Source organism: Archangium sp. Cb G35, assembly GCF_001896145.1.
GTDB classification, from domain to species: domain Bacteria; phylum Myxococcota; class Myxococcia; order Myxococcales; family Myxococcaceae; genus Archangium; species Archangium violaceum.
This window is the reverse complement of record NZ_MPOI01000009.1, coordinates 140890-161071: the sequence shown is the minus strand read 5'-3', so window position 1 is coordinate 161071 and position 20182 is coordinate 140890. Positions and strand designations below refer to the sequence as shown.

At 69.6% G+C, this 20182-nt stretch carries 10 protein-coding genes; 8 read left to right on the top strand and 2 right to left on the bottom strand.

Annotation, left to right across the window (positions count from 1 at the left end):
• The first annotated feature begins 157 nt into the window (after positions 1 to 157).
• Positions 158 to 2728, top strand: a complete 2571-nt coding sequence (locus BO221_RS54040) for a CARDB domain-containing protein (RefSeq protein WP_143195705.1) — start codon at positions 158 to 160, stop codon at positions 2726 to 2728.
• A 32-nt stretch (positions 2729 to 2760) separates the two neighbouring features.
• Here BO221_RS54040 and BO221_RS26925 read toward each other — a convergent pair whose 3' ends face one another.
• Positions 2761 to 3918 carry a cytochrome P450 gene (locus BO221_RS26925; RefSeq protein WP_233166280.1) on the bottom strand — a complete coding sequence of 386 codons (1158 nt, stop codon included), beginning with the start codon at positions 3916 to 3918 and terminating at the stop codon, positions 2761 to 2763.
• Positions 3919 to 4156: 238 nt separating this feature from the next.
• On the opposite strand from BO221_RS26925, the gene BO221_RS26920 reads away from it, so the two are divergent.
• Entirely contained in the window at positions 4157 to 4651 is a 495-nt protein-coding gene (locus BO221_RS26920) for a nuclear transport factor 2 family protein (protein WP_073563393.1), read from the top strand.
• Positions 4652 to 4655: 4 nt separating this feature from the next.
• Here BO221_RS26920 and BO221_RS26915 read toward each other — a convergent pair whose 3' ends face one another.
• Positions 4656 to 5885 (bottom strand): hypothetical protein, encoded by a 1230-nt coding sequence (locus BO221_RS26915; RefSeq protein ID WP_073563392.1) that lies wholly within the window; start codon positions 5883 to 5885, stop codon positions 4656 to 4658.
• Positions 5886 to 6177: 292 nt separating this feature from the next.
• Here BO221_RS26915 and BO221_RS26910 point away from each other — a divergent pair, with 292 nt between their 5' ends.
• The 6 genes from BO221_RS26910 to BO221_RS26885 all read left to right on the top strand — a co-directional run bounded on the left by BO221_RS26910 (position 6178) and on the right by BO221_RS26885 (position 20179).
• A complete protein-coding gene (locus tag BO221_RS26910; protein WP_073563391.1) occupies positions 6178 to 10998 on the top strand; it encodes an Ig-like domain-containing protein in 4821 nt (1606 codons plus the stop codon).
• 88 nt (positions 10999 to 11086) lie between these two features.
• Entirely contained in the window at positions 11087 to 11767 is a 681-nt protein-coding gene (locus BO221_RS54035) for a hypothetical protein (protein WP_233166279.1), read from the top strand.
• Positions 11768 to 12251: 484 nt separating this feature from the next.
• Positions 12252 to 15488 carry a WD40 repeat domain-containing protein gene (locus BO221_RS26900; RefSeq protein ID WP_073563389.1) on the top strand — a complete coding sequence of 1079 codons (3237 nt, stop codon included), beginning with the start codon at positions 12252 to 12254 and terminating at the stop codon, positions 15486 to 15488.
• Positions 15489 to 15605: 117 nt separating this feature from the next.
• A complete protein-coding gene (locus tag BO221_RS26895; protein WP_073563388.1) occupies positions 15606 to 16622 on the top strand; it encodes an Rpn family recombination-promoting nuclease/putative transposase in 1017 nt (338 codons plus the stop codon).
• 79 nt (positions 16623 to 16701) lie between these two features.
• Entirely contained in the window at positions 16702 to 18819 is a 2118-nt protein-coding gene (locus BO221_RS26890) for a nitrogen regulation protein NR(II) (RefSeq protein ID WP_073563387.1), read from the top strand.
• Positions 18809 to 20179: a sigma-54 dependent transcriptional regulator gene (locus BO221_RS26885; RefSeq protein WP_073563386.1), complete on the top strand. Its 1371-nt coding sequence runs from the start codon at positions 18809 to 18811 to the stop codon at positions 20177 to 20179. Before BO221_RS26890 ends, BO221_RS26885 begins: the two co-directional genes overlap by 11 nt.
• Positions 20180 to 20182: the final 3 nt, after the last annotated feature.

The window sequence follows — 20182 nt, the reverse complement described above, 5'->3', positions numbered from 1 at the left end:
ACAGGGGAGCCACCATCCTCCGCGTCCTGGCGCAGCGGTTGCACAACGGGCGTACGTCGCGCCGGAAAGGACCGGCGCGCGTGACCCCGAGTGCCATTGCATGCATCGCGCACCCCCATGGAAGCAGTCCCTCCGTTTCCTTCTCATCGCGCCTCTCATGGCGGGGCTCGTCCCTGGCTGTGATGTCGGCGAAGCACCGCTCACCTCCGGTGGAACGCACTCGCTGAGCGTCTCGGCGGCCCTCGAGTCCGGAGCGGACCTCGTGGTGACCGAGGTGAGTGCCCCGGCCAACGTGATGCCGGGGCAGGGCTTCCCGGCCACGGTGAAGGTGTGCAACCAGGGCACCCTGGCCGTCGATGGCGACTCCTACTCCGGGCCGAGGGTGGAGCTGTTCGTGGTGACGGACGCGACGGCACCGATTCCACCGGGCGAGATGCCACTCGGCTCCGTGGTGCTGGACCAGACGCTGTTTCCGTCGCAGTGCGTGACGAAGAGCCTGTGGGGCCATGCCCATCCGCCGTTCGATGCCCAGCAGGGCGACGGTGCGTACCCGTTGGTGGCCATCGTCGATAGGGCAGGGGTGGTGCAGGAGCTGCGTGAGGACAACAACGTCCGCGTGAGCGGCATGCTGGGCGTGGGCTCCGGCTCGGACCTCGTGGTGACCGGGGTGAGTGCCCCAGCCAACGTGATGCCCGGGCAGGGCTTCCCGGCCCGGGTGACGGTGTGCAACCGGGGCACCTACGCCAGCGGCGGCTACGCCTCCCCCCGGCCGCGCGTGGAGCTGTTCCTGTCGACCCTGCCCGAGCTGACGCCGCCCTCCGCCTCGACGCCTTATCCCGGCACGTCCCCGAGCCAGGTGTCCATCGGGTGGGTGGAGCTGGAAGGGCTCGCCGTGGGCCAGTGCGTGACGAAGAACGTGTACGGCCAGGCCATGCTGCCCCCGGAGGCCCAGGGCGAGGGCACGTACTACCTCGGGGCCGTCGTCGACACGACGAACGAGGAGCAGGAGCTGCGCGAGGACAACAACGTCCACGTGGAGGGCCGGGTGGGCGTGGGCGACGGCTCGGACCTCGTGGTGACCGAGGTGAAGGGCCCGGAGAACGTGGGCAACGGTCAGAGCTTCACGGCCTCGGTGAAGGTGTGCAACCTGGGCACCGCGTCCACCGGGAGCGGCTCATACAACTGGCCCAGGGTGGAGCTGTACCTGTCCACGGATACCGGGCTGACAATTCTGGACCCGTCCTCGCTGGACCTGCCCATGGACCAGGTTTCCCTCGGCTGGGTGTATCTGGACCAGAACCTGTCGCCGGGGCAGTGCGTGACGAAGAACATGGACGCCGAGTCCTCCGTGCCGCCCGCGGCCGGGGGAATGGATGGGGCGTACTACCTCGGGGCCGCCGTCGACACGAGCAACGTGGAGCAGGAGTTGCGCGAGGACAACAACGTCCGCGTAGGCAGCCTGATGGGCGTGGGCTACCGGGCGGACCTCGTGGTGACGGAAGTGGGCTTCCCGGCCAGCGTGCCCAGGCGGCAGGGCTTCACGGCCTCGGTGAAGGTGTGCAACCTGGGCCTGGCCGCTTCCGGCAACGCCTCCAGCCGTCCCTGGGTGCTGCTGTTCCTGTCCATGGATGACGAGGTGACGGTGCCGGACCCGTCCTCGCCTTCCCCGGGCATGCCCATGGAGCAGGAGGCCATCGGCTGGGTGGAGCTGAGCCAGAGCCTGGCGCCAGGGCAATGCGAGACGGTGAGCGTGCCCGCCAGTGCCGAAACGCCGCCCATGGCCGATGCTCCGAATGGGGCGTACTACCTGGCGGCCGCCGTGGACGTGATGAACGTGGAGCAGGAGTTGCGCGAGGACAACAACCTCCGCGTGGGCGGCCTGATGGGCGTGGGCGACGGCGCGGACCTCGTGGTGACAGATGTGAGCGGGCCGGCCAGCGCGAGCAATGGGCAGAACTTCACGGCCTCGGTGACGGTGTGCAACCAGGGCACGATGCCCGCGGGCCTCGCCTCGTCCTTCGAATTGACCCAGGTGCTGCTGTATTTCTCCTCCGAGGCCACGTTCACGATGCCCGAGCAGTCCATGCCGGGCCCGGCGGGCCCGATGCCCATCGGCGGCGTGTATCTGGACCAGCCGCTGTACCCGGGGCAGTGCGTGACGAAGAGCGTGGACGCCCAGGCCTGGCTGCCCATGTGGCCGCAGACCAACACCCGTGCCTACCATCTCGTGGCCGCCGTCGACACGAACCGCGTCGAGCCGGAGCTGCGTGAGGACAACAACGTCCGCGTGGGCGGCCTGATGGGCGTGGGCAACGGCGCGGATCTCGTGGTGAGCGCGGTGACGGCTCCCGCCAGCGTGGGGATGGGCCAGGGCTTCACGGTCTCGGTGACGGTGTGCAACCAGGGCACGCTCTCCACGGACACCTTCTCCTCGCCCCTGGTGCAGCTGTTCCTGTCCATGGACACCGAGGTGACGCTGCCCACTCCGGACCAGCCGTACCCGCACTCCATGGACCAGATGCTCATCGGCTCCGTGGAGCTGAACCAGCCGCTGCCGGCGGGGCAGTGCGTGACGGAGGACGTGAACGCCCATGCCGGGAGGCCGCCGGAGATGCAGGGGCCGGGCGCGCTCTACCTGGCGGCCGCCGTCGACACGATGAACGCGGAGCAGGAGCTGCGCGAGGACAACAACCTCCGGGCGGATACCCTCCTTCAGCTCACGTACTGATCTCCGCGGGCCGTCGATATCCACGTCCGGCGCTACCGTACGGCCGGGAGCGCCTGGACGTCCCACGCCACCTCGAGGCTCTCGTGCCTCCGGACGGTGACGCTCCTCAGGAAGCCGGGATTCTGTCCCGGCACGAGCCGGAGCCCCGGGAGACGCCTGAGCAGCGCCTCGAGCGCCAGACGTGCCTCGAGCCGTGCGAGCGGCGCGCCGACGCAGAAATGGAGCCCATGGCCGAAGGCGAGGTGCTTCTTGACGTCAGGCCGCCGGATATCGAAGCGCTCCGGCTCGTGGAAACGGGCCTCGTCGCGGTTGGCCGAGGCGTAGACGATCCGGATGTGGGCTCCCTTCGGAATCGTGACTCCCCCGATCTCCACCTCCTCCAGCGCGGTGCGGAACATGGCGTGGACGGGTGAGACCATCCGCACCGCCTCCTCGACTGCACCCGCGATGAGGTCCGGCTCGTTCCGGAGCGCCTGCAACTGCTCCGGGTTGTTGAGCAATAACTCCACACCGCCCACGATGAGGCCCGCGGTCGTCTCGTGCCCCGCGAAATGCACCTGCATCAACAGGCTCACGAGCTCCGCCATGCTCATCGGCGGCGTCATCCCCTGTCCCTCCGTGACGATGTCGCTCAGCAGGTCCTCCCGGGGAGCCGCCTTCCGCTCCTCGAGCGCCGAAGCGAGGTAGCGCTGGAAGTCGACCACACCCCGCGCGGCCACGGCCTGATTCTCGACGGGGCCATGTGCCGCGAGCACCATGCTCAGGTCGTCGGACCAGCGCCGGAACCTGCTGATGTCCTCCCGTGGGATTCCAAGGATCTCCGCGATGATACTGGACGACAGTGGATGGGCGAACCGCAGGAACAGGTCCGCCTGCCCCTCATGCATGAAGCTGCTGATGAGCTCATCCACGAGGGCCCGGATGGAAGGCTCCTTCTCCGTGAGCCGCCGCCCGGTGAAGGCCTTGCTGACGAGACCCCGGAAGCGCGTATGCGCTGGCGGATCGTTGTCGACGAGGCTCGGAACCAGGGGGTATCCGTCCATCAGCGAGGTGACGACTTCTGGCGGCATCGTCGCGGCGCCCACCGTGATGGACTCGGCGGACGAGAAGCGCGCGGTATCGGCGACCACGGCGCTGATGTCCGCGTGGCGTGTCACCACCCATGCCCCGAGCGTTGCGCTGAAGAACACCGGTGCCTCTCGCCGCGCTCGTGCGAGGAACGGGTGGGGATCCTCGAGCTGAGGAGAGACGAGTGGGTTGTATTCGGAGCCGAGTCCTGAGGTGGAGCGGGGATTGGACATACGTGGGCCGAGCCTACCGCAGGAGCGCAAGCGGGCCGAGGAGCAGCCGCGCCTGCACGTGCGAGTAGTATTCCCGGCGGGGACGTACGTCTATTCTCACGGCCCCACCTTGACGAGGACCACGACCATGAGAGAGCAGAACCTTCAGTACGTCCTGGATCGGATCGCCATCCAGGAGCTGGCCGTCGAATACGGTCAGGCCATCGATTACGGCCAGGACACGGGCGACTGGAGCCGCTGGTCCAACGTCTTCACCCCCGAGGTGACGGCGGACTACACCCGGTTCATGGGCACGGAGCTGCTCACCCTCACTCGGGAGCAGATGCCGGAAGTGGCCAAAGCGGGCCTGAGGTCCTTCAAGCGGGTCCAGCATGCCACCGCCATGAGCGTGGGCATCCAGTTCAAGAGCGACACCCATGCCGAGGTGATGTCCTACGCGGAGGTCGCCCACTACTTCCCGTTGGGAGGGATCCAACAAGAGTGGACCATCATCGCCCGCTACACCTTCTCCGTGGAGAAGACCCCGGGCGGATGGAAGATCCGCAAGGTGTTGTTGGACCCCATCCACTATCGCGGAAACATGCTGGGTTTGGAGCTGGTGCAGGGCAAGAGGATCGTCTGAGCGCTCACCCCGCCTGGCGGACCGTCTGGCCCAGGTGCTGAACCAGGTTCTCCATTGCAGCGCGGCGCTTCGGCTTCTCGGCCATTCGCTTGATGGCGGCCATCATCCCCGCGGTCCTCTGGCGAATGCCCTCCTGGGAGGCCGAGGTGACCAGCTCGTGGACGCTGAAGAATTTCGCGTAGGCATCGGTGTGCTGGTAGCCGACCTGCGCCATGAAGGCGGCGGTGAGGGCATCGGAATCCTGACCGCTGATGGGGTACTGCTCGTTGAAGGTGCCCTTCACCTGGATGTTTGGGAGCTGCGTGAAGGGGCTGAAAGCGTTGATGCCGAAAAGCAGCGAGGACGTGACGGCTCCGTCGATCTGCTTCTGGAGCCCCGAGGGCATCGGCGGGGGAGAAACTCCGGTCGTCCAGGGCGCGGGATAGAGGGTGGGAATCTCCTTGATCATGGAGGTGACCCAGGCGTGCGGCACGGCGTCGAGGCTGTTCCAGATGTTCTGGTTCCAGGCGAAATAGTCCTGTGCCAGGCCCAGGCTGACCGGCGGGAACACCTGCTGGAAGAGCTTGGAGAAGTTCTCGTCGCCAGGAGTGGGGCCGGCCGTCGGGAGCACGTACACGTTGCCCCAGTTCGTGGTGCTGAACTTCGTGCCCTTCGAGGTCGCGAGGGCCAGGGCGAGCGTCGGCGCGAGCGCGCCACCGAGACTGTGGCCGGCGAAGATCAGCGTCTTCGAACCGGTCGAGCCCAGCGAGCACAGGAAGTCCACCAGGCTCTTCTGGGTCAGGTTGTCGACCATCTTCAGCAGGTTGTTGACGCCAAGCTGGGTCCCTTGCGAGATGTGTGGAGTGTCGAAGCCGGAGGGCCCATTGCACCCACCCAGCGACGGGAACGCCTGCGACCAGGGGATCGCGCCGACGACGCAGTTGTCCTCCAGGATGACGTCACTCAGGAGGGCATTGAAGTTGGTCCCCGCGATGGAAACGAAGTAGGCGGACCGGTCGGGATTCGCCGCGACGTACATGACATTGGCCGGGACGCCCAGGGGGGCGTAGACCACGGGGCCCCAGGCGAGCGACCACTTACCGCCCAGGTTGGGAAGCACGGCTTTGTTGAGGTGCTCCGCCAACTCGAAGGCCAGCGCGAAGGGAAGGCCCGACTCGTTGGCGTTACCCAGGTAGTTGGACTCGTGAGAGAGGATGAAGGCCTGCTGACAGAGATTGAGGGTAGGGAGTTGCATGGTCGTCCTTGTCACTTGGCTCGTACCGGCTCGAGGGTACGAGTCGGGCGTGGGATTCCTGGCTTCCGTCTTGGGCACCCGCGTGGGGACTGATAGCAAGTCATGGGCCAGCTCCGGTCCGTGCCACTCTTCCTCGGAGCGGGCGCTGCCGGACCGTGGCGGCTGGCATGTCGCGCCACGGTTGACGCGTCAGGCAGGAGGGCTGGCGTGTCAATCACCGCCAGTGCGTGCCGGTACGGGTTTTCCTGGGGGCTTGAGACGCGTCAGCCGTTGGTGACACCCTCCCGGCCGAATGTTCACGGTCCGACACCTGTGGTTCCTCGTCTCAGCTCTCGCCGTCCTCCTCTCCTGCGGTGAGCCGTCTCCATCACCCGCCGCCCACTGGGTGGAGGCGGGCCGTGCCCAGGAGCTCCGCCTGGAGCCTCGCCCCGGTGAGGTGTCTCCCTCCGCCGCCATCGCGCGGCTGCGTGCCGAGCCGGGAGAGGCGAGCCAGCTCGCCCTCGCCCAGGCGTACTTCCCGGAGATCCTCACCGGCACGCCGGTGGACCTGCCTCGCGTTCCTCCGGAAGCGCTGCTGCACGTGCGCATGCCGTCCCGCCTGGGCGGGGAGATGGTGCTCACCACCCGGGGCCTCACCTTCACGGTGCGGCAGRCGGGGAGTGGAGACGCGGCGCTGCGCTCCTCGCGGGGCGCGGCCTTCTAYGGAGACGGACACTTCTGGATGGCTCCGGGCGGCTCGGCSGCGGAGAGCGGCGAGTGGAAGACGCCGCGCGTGGAGGAGCTGCTCGTCCTGCCCGAGGGTGGGGGAGYGCACCGCACGCTCTACGCGCTGACGCTTCCGCCCGAGGTGACGGCCGCGCGCGACGTGGGCGAGTACCTGGAGCTGGTGGATGCGCATGGGGTGCCGGTGCTGCGCCTGCACTACTCGGTGGCGAGGGATGCGGCGGGCCTGAGCCGGCAGGGGCGGGTGCGCCTGCTGGGGGCGGTGGCCGAGGCCTCGCCCGTTGCCGGTGCACCGGTGCGCTACGCGGTGGGCGGGACGTTGTCGGTGGAGATGACGGTGGACCTGGAGGGCCTGGCGGGTCCGGTGGTGGTGGATCCCGGCTTCTCCTCCACGGGCTACCTGTCGACCCATCGCTACTATGCGGGCATCTCGCTGCTGCCCTCGGGCAAGGTCCTGGCGGCGGGTGGTGGCTGGGGTCCCTTCGCCTCCTGCGAGCTGTACGATCCGGTGTCCGGCACCTGGAGCGGGACGGGCTCGATGGTCTACGTCCGCAAGAGCGCCGCCGCGATCATGCTGCACACCGGCAAGGTGCTGGTGGCGGGTGGAGAGGTCAGCACCAGCGCCGCGACCTCGGAACTGTACGATCCGGTGACGGGCACGTGGAGCATCACGGGGGCCCTGCCAGGGTTCCGCCGCGCGTACTCGCTGACGCTGCTGCGCAACGGCAAGGTGCTGATGGCCGGTGGCTATGACGCCGCCAACACCCGGCTCACCGACGCGGCGCTGTACGATCCGGCCACGGGCAGGTGGTCGGTCACCACCCCCATGCCCACGGCCCAGGCGGGCCACACGGCGACGCTGCTGCCCTCGGGCGAGGTGATGGTGGCGGGCGGCTACACGAACTCGGCGGGCGGCAACCCGTTGATGATCTTCAACCCGGACACCGCGACCTGGCGGCAGCCGGGCACGCTGCCGTATCACGTGTCTCACACGGCGACGCTGCTGCCCTCGGGCAAGGTGCTGCTGGTGAGCGGCACGCAATCGACGCTGTATGACCCGGCCACGGGACTGGTGACGGCCGCCCCGCTGACGAAGTTGCGCTATAGCCACTCGGCGACGCTGCTGCCCTCGGGCAAGGTGATTGTGGCGGGGAGCACGGGAGGCTCGGGCACCGGCGTGACCTCGGAGCTCTACGACCCGGCCACCCATACGTGGACCAGCGCCAGCCCGCTCCCCCTGGACTTCGGCAGCCACGTGGCGGTGATGCTGACCACGGGCAAGGTGCTGCTCACCGCGGATGGCACCACGGCCAGCCTGCTGTATGACCCGGGCGAGTCCAGTTGGAGTGCCGCGCCCTCTCCGGCGACGAAGCGGCAGGAAACGGCGGCGGTGCTGCTGCCCACGGGCAAGGTGCTGGTGCCGGGCGGCTACCCCGGCGCGGGCGCCCTGGCCCAGGCCGAGCTGTATGATCCGGAGACGAACACCTGGTCCCCGGCCGGCAGCATGTCGGTGGCACGTGAACGCCATTCGGTGACGCTGCTGCGCTCGGGGAAGGTCCTGGTGGTGGGCGGCCACCTCGGCAACTCCTCGGGGACGACGTCGGTGGACATCTACGATCCCTTCACGGGGACGTGGACGGCCGCGGCGCCGACGCTCCAGCCCCATGTCAGTCATACGGCCACGTTGCTGCCCGATGGCACGGTGCTCGTTGCCGGAGGCGTGAGCAGCGGCTTGCCCACCCAATCCGAGCTGTACGACCCGGCCACGGACACCTGGCGCTATACGAAGGGGGCCCTGATCTCGCCTGACCGGACCGAGCATGCGGCCGTGCTGCTGCCCAATGGCAAGGTGCTCGTGTCGGGAGGGAGGGGCGTGGCGACGGCGGAGCTGTACGACCCGGCCACGGAGACCTGGAGCGCCACCGGCTCGATGGTGACCGGCCGTGAGAGCCACCATCTGATGCCGCTGCCCAATGGCAAGGTGCTGGCGGCGGGTGGCCCCGCGGACTCCGTCTCCGCGGAGCTGTACGATCCGGCGACGGGCACGTGGACGGCCACCGGCTCGACGGCGAGCCCGCACTACCAGGGCGTGTCGGTGCTGCTGCCCTCGGGCCGGGTGTTGTTGGCCGGAAGCAGCCTGGAGGGAGCGTCCGTCGCGGAGCTGTATGATCCGGGGACGGGGACGTGGAGCAGCGCGGGCACCATGCCCTTCCCCCGGCAGGCCGCCGCGGCGGTGCTGCTGCCCAATGGCAAGGTGCTCGTCGCGGGCGGCAACCTGTCGTCCAGCAGCGTCAGCAGCCTGTTCGACGAAGCGGGAACGAACGACGCCTGGCGCCCCAGCCTGAGCGCGCACACTCCGTTGGCGCCGCTGGCGGCCTTCACCGTGACGGGCACGCGGCTGCGCGGCATCTCCGAGGGGACCATTGCCGGAAATGTCCACCAGACCTCGCTCTCGAACTTCCCCGTGGTGAGCCTCATGCCGCTGGAGGGCAACACGCTCGTGCGGCTGCCCCTGAGCGGCTTCTCGGACACGTCGTTCAGCTCGACCGTGCCCGCGGTGTCCCCCGGCTACTACCGGCTCTTCGCCACGGTGAATGGCATCCCGGGTGGCCGGATGGTCCGGGTCTCCAACAACAGGACGCCGGTGGCGGAGCCGGGCTCGGCAACGACGACGGAGGACACGGCGGTGGCCGTGACGCTGAAGGCCTCGGATGCGGACGGCGACACGCTGACGTACACGGTGGTGTCGGGCCCGGCGCACGGCACGCTGTCGGGGACGGGCACCTCGCGCACGTACACGCCCTCGGCGGACTACCACGGTCCGGACTCCTTCACCTTCAAGGTGAACGACGGGGCGGAGGACTCCAACGTGGCCACCGTGACGCTCACCGTCACCTCGGTGATCGACGCGCCCGTGGCCCTGGTGGGCTCGGCGACGACGACGGAGGACACGGCGGTGGCCGTGACGCTGGGAGCCTCGGATGTGGACGGTGACACGCTGGCGTACACGGTGGTGTCGGGCCCGGCGCACGGCACGCTGTCGGGCTCGGGGGCTTCGCGCACGTACACGCCCGCGGCGGACTACCACGGCCCGGACTCCTTCACCTTCAAGGTGAACGACGGGACGGTGGACTCCAACGTGGCCACCGTCACGTTCACCGTCACGCCGGTGAACGACGCGCCAGTCGCCCATCCGGGCGCCTCGACGACGCTCGAGGACACTCCGGTGTCCATGACGCTGGGAACCACCGACGTGGACGGCGACACGCTGACGTACACGGTGGTGTCGGGCCCGGCGCACGGCACGCTGTCTGGCTCAGGGGCCTCGCGCACGTACACGCCAGCGGCGGACTACCACGGCCCGGACTCTTTCACCTTCAAGGTGAACGACGGGACGGTGGACTCCAACGTGGCCACGGTCTCCCTCGCGGTGAGCTCCGTGAATGACGCTCCGGTGGTCCTGGCGAACCCGGTGGTGACGGCCGAGGAGACGGTCGTGACCGTGACGTTGGAGGCCACGGACGTGGAGGGCGACACGCTGGCGTACACGGTGGTGTCGGGCCCGGCGCACGGCACGCTGTCTGGCTCGGGCGCCAGCCTCGCGTACACGCCCGCGGCGGACTACCACGGCCCGGACTCCTTCACCTTCAAGGCCAACGATGGGACGCAGGACTCCACCGAGGCCACGGTGACGATCACCGTCACGCCGGTGAACGACGCGCCCGTGGCCCTGATGGGCTCGGTGACGACGGCCGAGAACACYCCCGTGRCCGTGACGCTGGGTTCCCTGGACGTGGACGGCGACACGCTSACGTACACGGTGGTGTCGGGACCGGCGCGMGGCACGCTGTCGGGCTCGGGCGCCAGCCTCACGTACACGCCCRCGGCGGGCTACCACGGCCCGGACTTCTTCCTCTTCCAGGTGGGGGATGGGACGGTGGAGTCCACCGTGGCCGCCKTCACGCTCACCGTCACGCCGGTGAATGACATGCCCGTGGCCAGGGCCCTGTCGTTCACCACCCCGCATGGCGAGCCGGTGTCCGTGCGGCTCGAGGGCACCGACGGCGATGGCGACGCGCTGTCCTTCGAGGTGGTGGGGGCTCCCGCGAATGGCACGCTCTCGGGAACCGCGCCGGCCCTGGTCTACACGCCCTCGGCCGGGTTCGCGGGGGAGGACTCCTTCACCTATCGCGTGAGCGATGGGCAGAGCGCCTCCGAGCCCGTCACCGTCCGCATCACCGTGGCGCCGGCCCCGGTCACCGAGCCTCCCGTGACGGCTCCGACGGGCGGTTGCGGAGGCTGCGCCTCGACGGAGGGAGGGGCTTCGCTCGCCTGGGCGGGATTGCTGTTGCTGTTCGCCCGGGGCTCGTGGCGAGGCCGGCGCGTCTGAGGGCTGCCTCACCCTTCGCGCACTGCTGAGCGACCTGGGGGCGAGGCCTGTAGTAGCCTCGCCCCCGTCTTCAAGGAGGGCGCACCAGGTGTTCAACGGCCTTCGGTGGATGGAATCATTGCTCGAGCGCGTGGGGCTCGGAGGGGTGGTGGAGGAGGTGTATGGGTCGCTGCGCTCGCGCGTCCTGGGCCCACCGCCCGCGCCCCCCGCCCCGGCCGCCTCGCTGTCTCCCAAGCCGCCCCCACCCGTGTCAGCGCAAGCGCTCCGGGTGAAGGAGTCCCCTCACGAGGCCGCCCCCGCCAGGCCGCCGAAGGCGTCGCGCGCGAGGAAGGCCTCCCAGCCGAAGAAGAAGAAGGCCGCGGCCGTGCACAAGGCGGCGGCCCCCCGTGGCAAGAAGGTCGTGGCGCCCCCGCCGGCCCCCGCCTCCGAGTCGAGCGATGCCGTGGGCGCGTTGGTGGACGCTCTTCGGGCGCACCCCCGGCACCAGGAACTGCTGGTGGCCGGGCGGCTCAAGGATCAGCTCCTGCGCTCTCTCATCCCCTTCTATCTCGCCCGGAGCTTGAGCGTGGAGGTGACGTCCGGGACCACCTCGCGCTTCTGGGGCGAGCTTGGCGTGACGTACGCCGCCCCCAATGCGGCCAAGGCGCTGCGCCTGAACACCGGCTTCACCCGGGACACGAAGAAGGGCAAGGCGCTCACCGCCAAGGGCGTCAAATACGTGGAGGACGCGCTCACCCAGCTCCGCTCCGCGACCGGCGACGAACTCTAATTGCCGTAGATCTTCACGTAGACGTCCTCCGTCGCCGGGTTGTTCACGCCACGCAGTCGCGCCCTTGACGGGTCCCCCTTGCCTCGAGCCCGGCCTGAGCAATTGGTTCTACGCGGGAAACGCGTGGTCACTCCATGCGAACATCCTCGCGGCCGATTGGGTGGAGCGCACCCGTGTTCCAGGTCTGAGTGTCTGCGCGAACATGCTCGAGGGGCTCGCCGGGCGGAAAGCGTGAGCGGCGGTTGAACAGGAGGCGTGAGGCACGGGCGCTCCGCGACGGACGAGTGGCGGCCTGTTGCAGCGGGCGGGCAGCGTCTACGTTCATCCTGGCAATCAGCGCAATCCCTCCCGAAGCCTGAAAGCATGATAGCCATTGGGCTCCGCTCATCTCATTCGTAGCGGTTAATCTGACAGCATCTGGGGCGCCTCCTACGCTGCACCCGTCGCTCGGGCCCACGAGCGACGGACACGGAAAGGCCCTCCCATGAAATGTCTGACACCCAGGCTCGCTGGCTGGCTCGCGGCGGCCCTGCTCCTCACCACGGCGTGCACTCAACAGCCCACCACTGGCTCCGCCCTGCTCTTCGGCTCTCTTTCCCAGGCGGTGTCCTCCGAGGATGTCACGCGCGTGGTGGTGACCATCAGCGCCTCGGACATGCCCTCCCGCACCGAATCGCTGGCAAGAACAGACGGAGCTTGGGGCGGCACCCTCGGTGATATTCCCGCCGGTACCGACCGCACCTTCACCGCCGACGCCTTCGACGCGGCCGGGACGAAGCGCTTCAGCGGCCAGGCCACCCACGTCACCATCACCACCGGCACCACCACCGTGGTGGCCCTCTCTCTCCAGTCGCTCGACGCGCCTCCTCCCTTCGACAACGCCGCGCCCCTCATCGACTCGCTCACCGCCTCCACCAGCTCCGTCTCTCCCGGAGGCTCCCTGCTCGTCCAGGCCACCGCGCACGATCCCAATCCAGGTGACGCGCTCTCGTATGCCTGGACTGCCTCGGCGGGCGCCTTCTACTCGCCCTACTCCCTGATCTCCACCTGGGCCGCCCCTGCCACTCCGGGTCTGGCCACCCTCACGCTCACGGTGACGGACACCCAGGGCTCCTCGGCCTCCATCAGCTTCACCGTCCAGGTGCGGTCCGGCGCTGGTGGCGCCTCCGTCGGCCTGCGCTTCAACACCGCGCCCGCCGTTACCGGCATCACGGCCTCGCCCTCGCTCGTGAGCACGGGTGAGACGGCCACGGTGGTGGCCACCACCACGGACGCCGATGGGGACGCGCTCTCCTATCAATGGGCGGCCGGCTGCGCGGGAAGTTGGACGGATGCGGCCTCGGCCACCGCGCGCTTCGTCCCGGGCGTCTCGACCACGGGAGCCACCTGCACCGGCTGCCCGCTCACCGTCACCGTGACGGATGGCCACGGCGGACAGACGACGGGCACCCTTCACATCTGCGTGGGCCCGAAGACGGGCATGCGCCTGCCTCCGCGAATCGAGAGCACCTATCAGTCCTCACGCACCGTGCCCGCCAGCGGAACGGTCGCCCTCCGCGTCACCGCGAGCGACCCGCTGGGCAGTGCCCTCTCCTTCTCCTGGAGCGCCTCCACCGGCACGCTCGGCAGCACGACGAACAGCGCCACCCAGAGCGAGGTGAGCTGGACTCCTCCCTCTTGCATGTCTTCAGGGGGCACGCCCTCCATCACCGCCACGGTGACGAATGCACAGGGCCTCTCCGCCTCCACCACCTTCAGCGTCACCGGGGGAACAGCCTGCTCCGGTGCCGTGGGCTGGGTACGCACGGGCAACATGAGCTCACCACGGGTCGCGGGACATACGGCCACCCTGCTGCCCTCGGGCAAGGTCCTGGTCGCGGCGGGAGCCGACATGTGGCCGGGTCCCCTCGATACCTCCGAGCTGTACGACCCGGCCACCGGCACCTGGGCTCCTCCCATCCAGATGACCTCGCGCCGCATGGACCACACGGCGACGTTGCTGCCCTCGGGCAAGGTCCTCGTGGCGGGCGGCTACGTCCACGTCAGCGACACCAGCGGCTCCAACGGCCCCTCCGCCACCGCCGAGCTTTATGATCCGGCGACAGGCTCCTGGAGCTCGACGGGCAGCATGCTTTCCCCTCGCCAGTACCACACGGCGACGCTGCTGCCCTCCGGCAAGGTCCTGGTGACGGGCGGCAGCGGCAACTCCGGTGAGCTGTACGATCCGGCGACTGGCACCTGGGCTCGTACCGATGCCATGAGCACCTCCCGCGGCAAACACACGGCGACGCTGCTGCCCTCCGGGAAGGTCCTCGTGGCGGGCGGCTACACTCCCACCGAAGCGCCCGCCGCCACCGAGGAACTCTACGATCCGGCCACGGGTCACTGGACTCCCACGGGCGCGATGGCGTCGCCGCGCCAGTACCACACGGCGACGCTGCTGCCCTCCGGCAAGGTCCTCATGGCGGGCGGTGGCGACATCCGTGCAGAGCTCTACGACCCGGCCACCGGCACCTGGACTCCCACGGGAGCCATGGGCGCATCCCGCAGTGCCCATACAGCGGCCCTGTTGCCCACGGGCAAGGTCCTGGTGGTCGGGTCGGCGTCGAACAACGTGGAATTGTATGATCCCGCCACTGGCACCTGGACTCCCACCCACAGCACCGCCGCCATTCTGGGTCGCTCGACGACCACCCTGCTGCCCTCCGGCAAGGTCCTGATGGCGGGCGTGGACGTCACCAACGGCACTGGCTTCGCCGAGCTCTACGACCCGATGACGAACAACGGGAGCTACGTGGGGGGCCTGGCCTCGCATCACGCACACCACACGGCGACGCTGCTGCCCACCGGCAAGGTCCTGGTGGCGGGCGGTATCGGCGGTAACAACAGTGCCGAGCTCTATGACCCGGCTACCCGCACCTGGGCTCCTACCGGCAGCATGAGCATCGCCCGCGACCGCCACACGGCGACGCTGCTGCCTTCCGGCAAGGTCCTGGTGGCGGGCAGCGGCAGCGGTACCAACAGTGCCGAGCTGTACGATCCGGCCACCGGCACCTGGTCCCCCACTGGCAGCATGAGCACCGCCCGCGCATATCCAACGGCGGCGCTGCTGCATTCCGGCAAGGTCCTGGTGACGAGCGTCGGCGAAACCAGTGCCGAGCTGTACGACCCGGCCACCGGCACCTGGTCCTCCACGGGCGGCATGAGCATCTCGCGCAGCCCCCATACGGCGACGCTGCTGCCTTCCGGCAAGGTCATGGTGGTGGGCGGCGACAGCACTGCCGAGTTGTACGACCCGGCCACCGGCACCTGGTCCCCCGCTGGCAACATGGCCGGGTCCCGTATGTTTCACACGGCGACGCTGCTGCCTTCCGGCAAGGTCCTGGTGGCTGGCAGCTACGGTATCGACAACAGCGCCGAGCTGTACGACCCGGCCACCAACACCTGGTCGCCCACTGGCAGCATGGCCGTGTCCCGTAGCTTTCACACGGCGGCCGTGCTGCCTTCCGGCAAGGTCCTGGTGACAGGGGGGTTCGAGGGCAGCTATGCCCCCGACACGACCCTGGAGGAATACGACCCGGCCACCGGCACCTGGGCCTGGGTGGGGACCATGATCTCCTCGCGCGCGGGCCACACGGCGACCCTGCTGCCCTCCGGACAGGTCCTGCTCACCGGGGGGGAATCCCACTCCACCGCCCAGGCCGAGCTGCTCGGCCCGTAAGCGCCCGCAGGTGCGAGGCCAGCTTCGAGGTGTCAGAGGATTTGTAAGGCCTCTGGAGGATGACCCCGCCGGAGGTCGTGCGCCCCTGGCCCGCCGCATGCTTGAGCGCGGCTGGCCATGTCTGGACCGCATGACCTCTTTGCTCGCTACACCTTCGGCCATCCCGAGCGGGCCGCCGCTGAACTGCGCGCCGTACTGCCCGCGCATGTCGTCTCCGAGGTGGACTGGTCGTCCCTGCGGCGAGAGCCTGTCAGCGTGGTGGACCCGGAACTGCGCGAGACCGAGAGCGATCTGCTCTTCACGGCACGCCTGCACACGGGGCAGTCCCTGCTGCTCTACGTGTTGCTGGAACACCAATCGTCGGTGGATTCGTGGATGGCGCTGCGCATGCTGCGCTACGTGGTGCGGCAGGTGGAGCGCTGGAGACAGGAGCATCCGGAGAGCGCGTTGCTGCCTGTCATCATCCCGCTCGTCATGTACCACGGGCCGGATGGAGCCTGGACGGCGCCGCGCCGGGTGGAGGACCTCTTCGCGCTACCAGGGGAGCAGTGGCGAGCGCTGGTACCGCGATTCGAGTACCTGCTCGATGACCTGACGGCCGAGCGGGAAGAGGCACTGAGAGCGCGCTCGGGTCCGCCGCTGGCCCGGCTGGCGTGGCTGGTGTTGCGCTACGCACGTACCGGGGAGCTGGCTCACCGTCTACCGGATTGGACGGTACTCTTCGCGCAGGTGCAGGCGGCGCCCGAGGGAGCCGAGCATGTGGTAGCGGTCATCCGTTACATGCTGTGGGTGGAGAAGGATGCGGCCGTCCACGCAGCGGCGAGGCGGGTGTTACATTCGGTGCTGGATGAGCAACGAGCGGAGGAGCTGATGGGTACCTGGGCCGAGGACATGATGGAGCGGGGCGTCCAGAAGGGTCTGGCCATGGGTCGGCAAGAGGGCCGGCAAGAGGGACGGGCGGAGGGGTTGAGCGGGGCCGTCGTGCGGATTCTCACCGCGCGCGGCGTGCACGTCGATGAGGCGGCCCGGCAGCGCATCCTCACCTGCACGGACATGGCCACCCTGGAGCGCTGGTTCGATCGCGCCCTGAACGCCACCACCCTCTCCGACGTGCTGGACGGCCGCGCTCAGTAGACGTGCTCGCTTCGGACGATGGACAGGCAAAACCCGCCCTGCCGGCTCTGGGCTACACTGGCCTTCGCCCTCTTCCCCCATGAACCGCAAGGCCCTCGCCTCCGTACTCCTGCTGTGCATCGCGCTCGTCAGCGTGGTGGCGGGCGTGGTGCACCTCATCCGCCGTGACCGCGCCGCGCTGGTGGACCAGTTCGCCTCGGACCGCATGGCCCAGGTGGAGGCCGCTGCCCGCGAGGTGGCCGATGCGCTCGACGATGCCGCCGATGACCTCCGCTTCGCTGGCGAGCTGCTCTCCCGGCCCGGCACCATCGCCGAGCACCGGCGTGAGCTGCTCGCCCTGCTCGAAGTCGTGGGCCAGTACAAGGCCATCGTCGTCCTGGACTCGCAGGGTGGGCAGCGCTTCGCCATCATGGACCGGCGTGCCGGCCCGGCCGTCACCCGTGGCGCCGTGGGCACCGTCCTCACCGAGACGGCCCGCGAAGCGCTCGCCGGGACGCCCGGAGACATCCTCACCTCGCCGCCCGTGGCCGCGGCACCCGGCGGTTGGTTCCGCGTCTTCGCCACCGCCTACGCCCCCTCCGAGGATGGGCCCGGGGGCTCGGTCGCCGTGCTGGTGGACACCGAGCCCTCCTTCGCCGCCCTGAAGCTCATCGCTCCCCAGCCGGGGGCGAAGCTGCTGCTCATCGGCGCGCACGGCGTGCCCACCCCGGCGAGTGACCCGGTGCTCATGGACTGGCACAAGCGGCAGAAGGCCGAGGCCAGCTCCGTCCCCGCCTACTCGGAGCTGCTGACGCACATGCGCGCGGGCGAGCGCGGCACCGTGCGCATCCCCGAGAACGAGGCCGCGCTGCTGGGCCTGGGCTCGGACGATGTCATCGCCGCCTATACGGACATCCGCATGCGCGGCGGCGCCCACTGGTCCGTGGCCACCTTCTCCTCCACCCGGGAGCTGCGCGCCCACGAGCGGGGCGTCATCCTCCGCGTGGCGCTCGGCGCCATGCTGGTGACCTTCTTCCTCTCCGTCTTCGGCGCCTACGTCTTCGTCGCCTCGCGCCGCGCCGTCGCGCTCCAGGAGAGCCGCCGCCACGCGGACCGGCTGGCCCACCTGCACGAGAAGACACAGAAGATCCTCGACAACATCCCCACCGGCGTCCTCGCGCTCTCCGCGACGGGCCGCATCACCGCCGTCAACCAGGCCCTGCGCGAGCGGTTGCCTCCCACCGCCGTGGGCTCCCTGCTCTCCGAGGCCTTCCCCCATGCGCCCGCCGCCGTGGTGGACCGGCTCTCCTCGCTGGTGGAGGCGGCCTGCTCCGCCGAGCGCGTCCTCAGCCTCCACGGCGAGCCGCTGCCCCTCTTCGGCGAGGAGGGCCAGTACCGCATCCAGGCCGTGCCCCTGGAGCGCCTGGACCCCGAGGTGCGGGTGCTGCTCGTGGTGGAGGACCTGAGCAACGTGCACGCGCTCGAGTCCCAGCTGCTGCGCGCGGAGAAGCTGGCCACGGTGGGCATCCTCGCCGCGGGCATCGCGCACGAGATTGGTACCCCGCTCGGCGTGGTGCGCGGCCGGGCCGAGTACGTGCAGGGCAAGCTGGGCCCGCAGCATCCGCAGGCCGCGGGCATGCAGGTCATCATCGATCAGATCGACCGGGTGAGCCGCACCATCCGCCAGTTGCTGGACTTCTCGCGGGTGCAGCCGGCGCTGGTGAAGGGCGTGGCGCTGGAGCCGCTGCTGCGGGGCGCGCAGGAGCTGCTCCACGGCGAGGCCGAGCGGCGCAAGGTGAAGCTGGAGGTGGAGGTGCCCGAGGGGTTGCCTTCCCTGTCGGCGGACCCGGACCAGTTGCAGCAGGTGGTGCTCAACCTGGCGCTCAACGCGTGCGACGCGTGCGAGCCGGGAGGCTCGGTGCGCATCGCCGCGCACGTGGAGGCGCCGGTCGAGCCGGGGGCCTGGAATGGGGTGCGGATGACGGTGCGCGACGACGGGCGCGGCATTCCGCCGGAGAGCCTCAACCGCGTCTTCGACCCCTTCTTCACCACGAAGAAGCGCGGCCAGGGTACGGGCCTGGGCCTGACGATGGTGGCCCAGATTGTCCGCAACCACGGGGGCCGCATCGAACTGGAGAGCGAGCCCGGGCAGGGCACGTGCGTGACGCTGTGGTGGCCGGCCACGCCCCTGCCGAGCGAGGAGCGACATGCCGTCTGAGGGACGAGTGCTGGTGGTGGATGACCACGTGGAGATGGCGCGGCTGCTGGCCGACCACCTCACGGACGCGGGCTACACGGTGGACGTGGCCACCAGCGGGCAGGAGGCGCTCGCGGTGGTGAACGGGCGCGTGTTGGACGCGGTGGTGTGCGACCTGCGCATGGAGACCGTGGACGGCTTCGACGTGCTGGCCGGGGTGCGCAAGGTGGACCCCACGCTGCCGGTGCTCATCATGACGGCCTTCGGCGGGGTGGAGAACGCGGTGGAGGCCATGCGGCGCGGTGCCACGCATTACTTCACCAAGCCCTTCCGTCTGGACGAGGTGCTCCTGTACGTGCAGCGCGCCGTCGCCGAGCGGCGGCTGCGCGAGGAGAACCGGGCGTTGCGCCAGGCGGTGTCGGACCGCTCGGCCTATGGGGCGCTGGTGGGCCGCAGCGCGCCCATGCGCTCGCTGTACGAGCTCATCGAGCGCGTGGCGCACTCCCACGCGCCGGTGCTGGTGCGCGGCGAGAGCGGCACCGGCAAGGAGCTGGTGGCCCGCGCGCTGCACTTCGAGGGCCCGCGCAAGGACGGCCCTTTCGTGGCGGTCAACTGCACGGCCATCCCCAACGCGTTGCTGGAGAGCGAGCTGTTCGGCCACGTGAAGGGCAGCTTCACCGGCGCCACCACGCCGCGCCGGGGCCTCTTCCTGGAGGCGGATGGCGGCACGCTCTTCCTCGACGAGATTGGCGATATGGCGCCCGAGCTCCAGGCCAAGCTGCTGCGCGTGCTGGAGGACGGCGAGGTGCGCGCGGTGGGTGCGGATGCCTCGCGCAGGGTGGACGTGCGCGTGGTGGCCGCCACGCACCAGGAGCTGGAGACGCGCGTGCGCGAGGGCCGTTTCCGGCAGGACCTCTTCTACCGCCTCAACGTGGTGCCGCTGCACGTGCCGCCCCTGCGCGAGCGGCGCGAGGACATTCCCCTGCTGGTGGAGCACTTCGTCGCCGTGTCCCGCAAGCGCAACCCCCGCGCGCGCCTGGCCGGCTTCACTCCCGAGGCCCTCGCCGCGCTCGCCGCCGCGCCATGGCCCGGCAACGTGCGCGAGCTGGAGAACCTCGTCGAGCGGCTCGCCGTGGTGACGGTGCAGGAGACGGTGGACCTGCCCACGCTCCAGCTCCACGCGCCCGGGGTGGCAGCGGACTCCCATCCGCTGTCACGTGCCCAGGGCCGGCTCATCCCCCTGCGGCAGCTCGAGGGCGAGTACATCGCCTATGTCGTCGCGCAGTGCGGCGGCAACAAGACGAAGGCCGCGGAGATCCTCGGCATCGACGTCTCCACCATCCACCGCCGCGAGCGCGAGCGGGGCGGAAGCAGCACGTAGTGG

What these genes read in the sequence shown, in the direction of transcription:
- BO221_RS54040 (WP_143195705.1), top strand. Translation starts at nt 158, where the DNA reads ATGGCGGGGCTCGTCCCTGGCTGTGATGTCGGCGAAGCACCGCTCACC.
- BO221_RS26920 (WP_073563393.1), top strand. Translation starts at nt 4,157, where the DNA reads ATGAGAGAGCAGAACCTTCAGTACGTCCTGGATCGGATCGCCATCCAG.
- BO221_RS26915 (WP_073563392.1), bottom strand. Translation starts at nt 5,885, where the DNA reads ATGCAACTCCCTACCCTCAATCTCTGTCAGCAGGCCTTCATCCTCTCT.
- BO221_RS26900 (WP_073563389.1), top strand. Translation starts at nt 12,252, where the DNA reads ATGAAATGTCTGACACCCAGGCTCGCTGGCTGGCTCGCGGCGGCCCTG.
- BO221_RS26895 (WP_073563388.1), top strand. Translation starts at nt 15,606, where the DNA reads ATGTCTGGACCGCATGACCTCTTTGCTCGCTACACCTTCGGCCATCCC.
- BO221_RS26890 (WP_073563387.1), top strand. Translation starts at nt 16,702, where the DNA reads ATGAACCGCAAGGCCCTCGCCTCCGTACTCCTGCTGTGCATCGCGCTC.
- BO221_RS26885 (WP_073563386.1), top strand. Translation starts at nt 18,809, where the DNA reads ATGCCGTCTGAGGGACGAGTGCTGGTGGTGGATGACCACGTGGAGATG.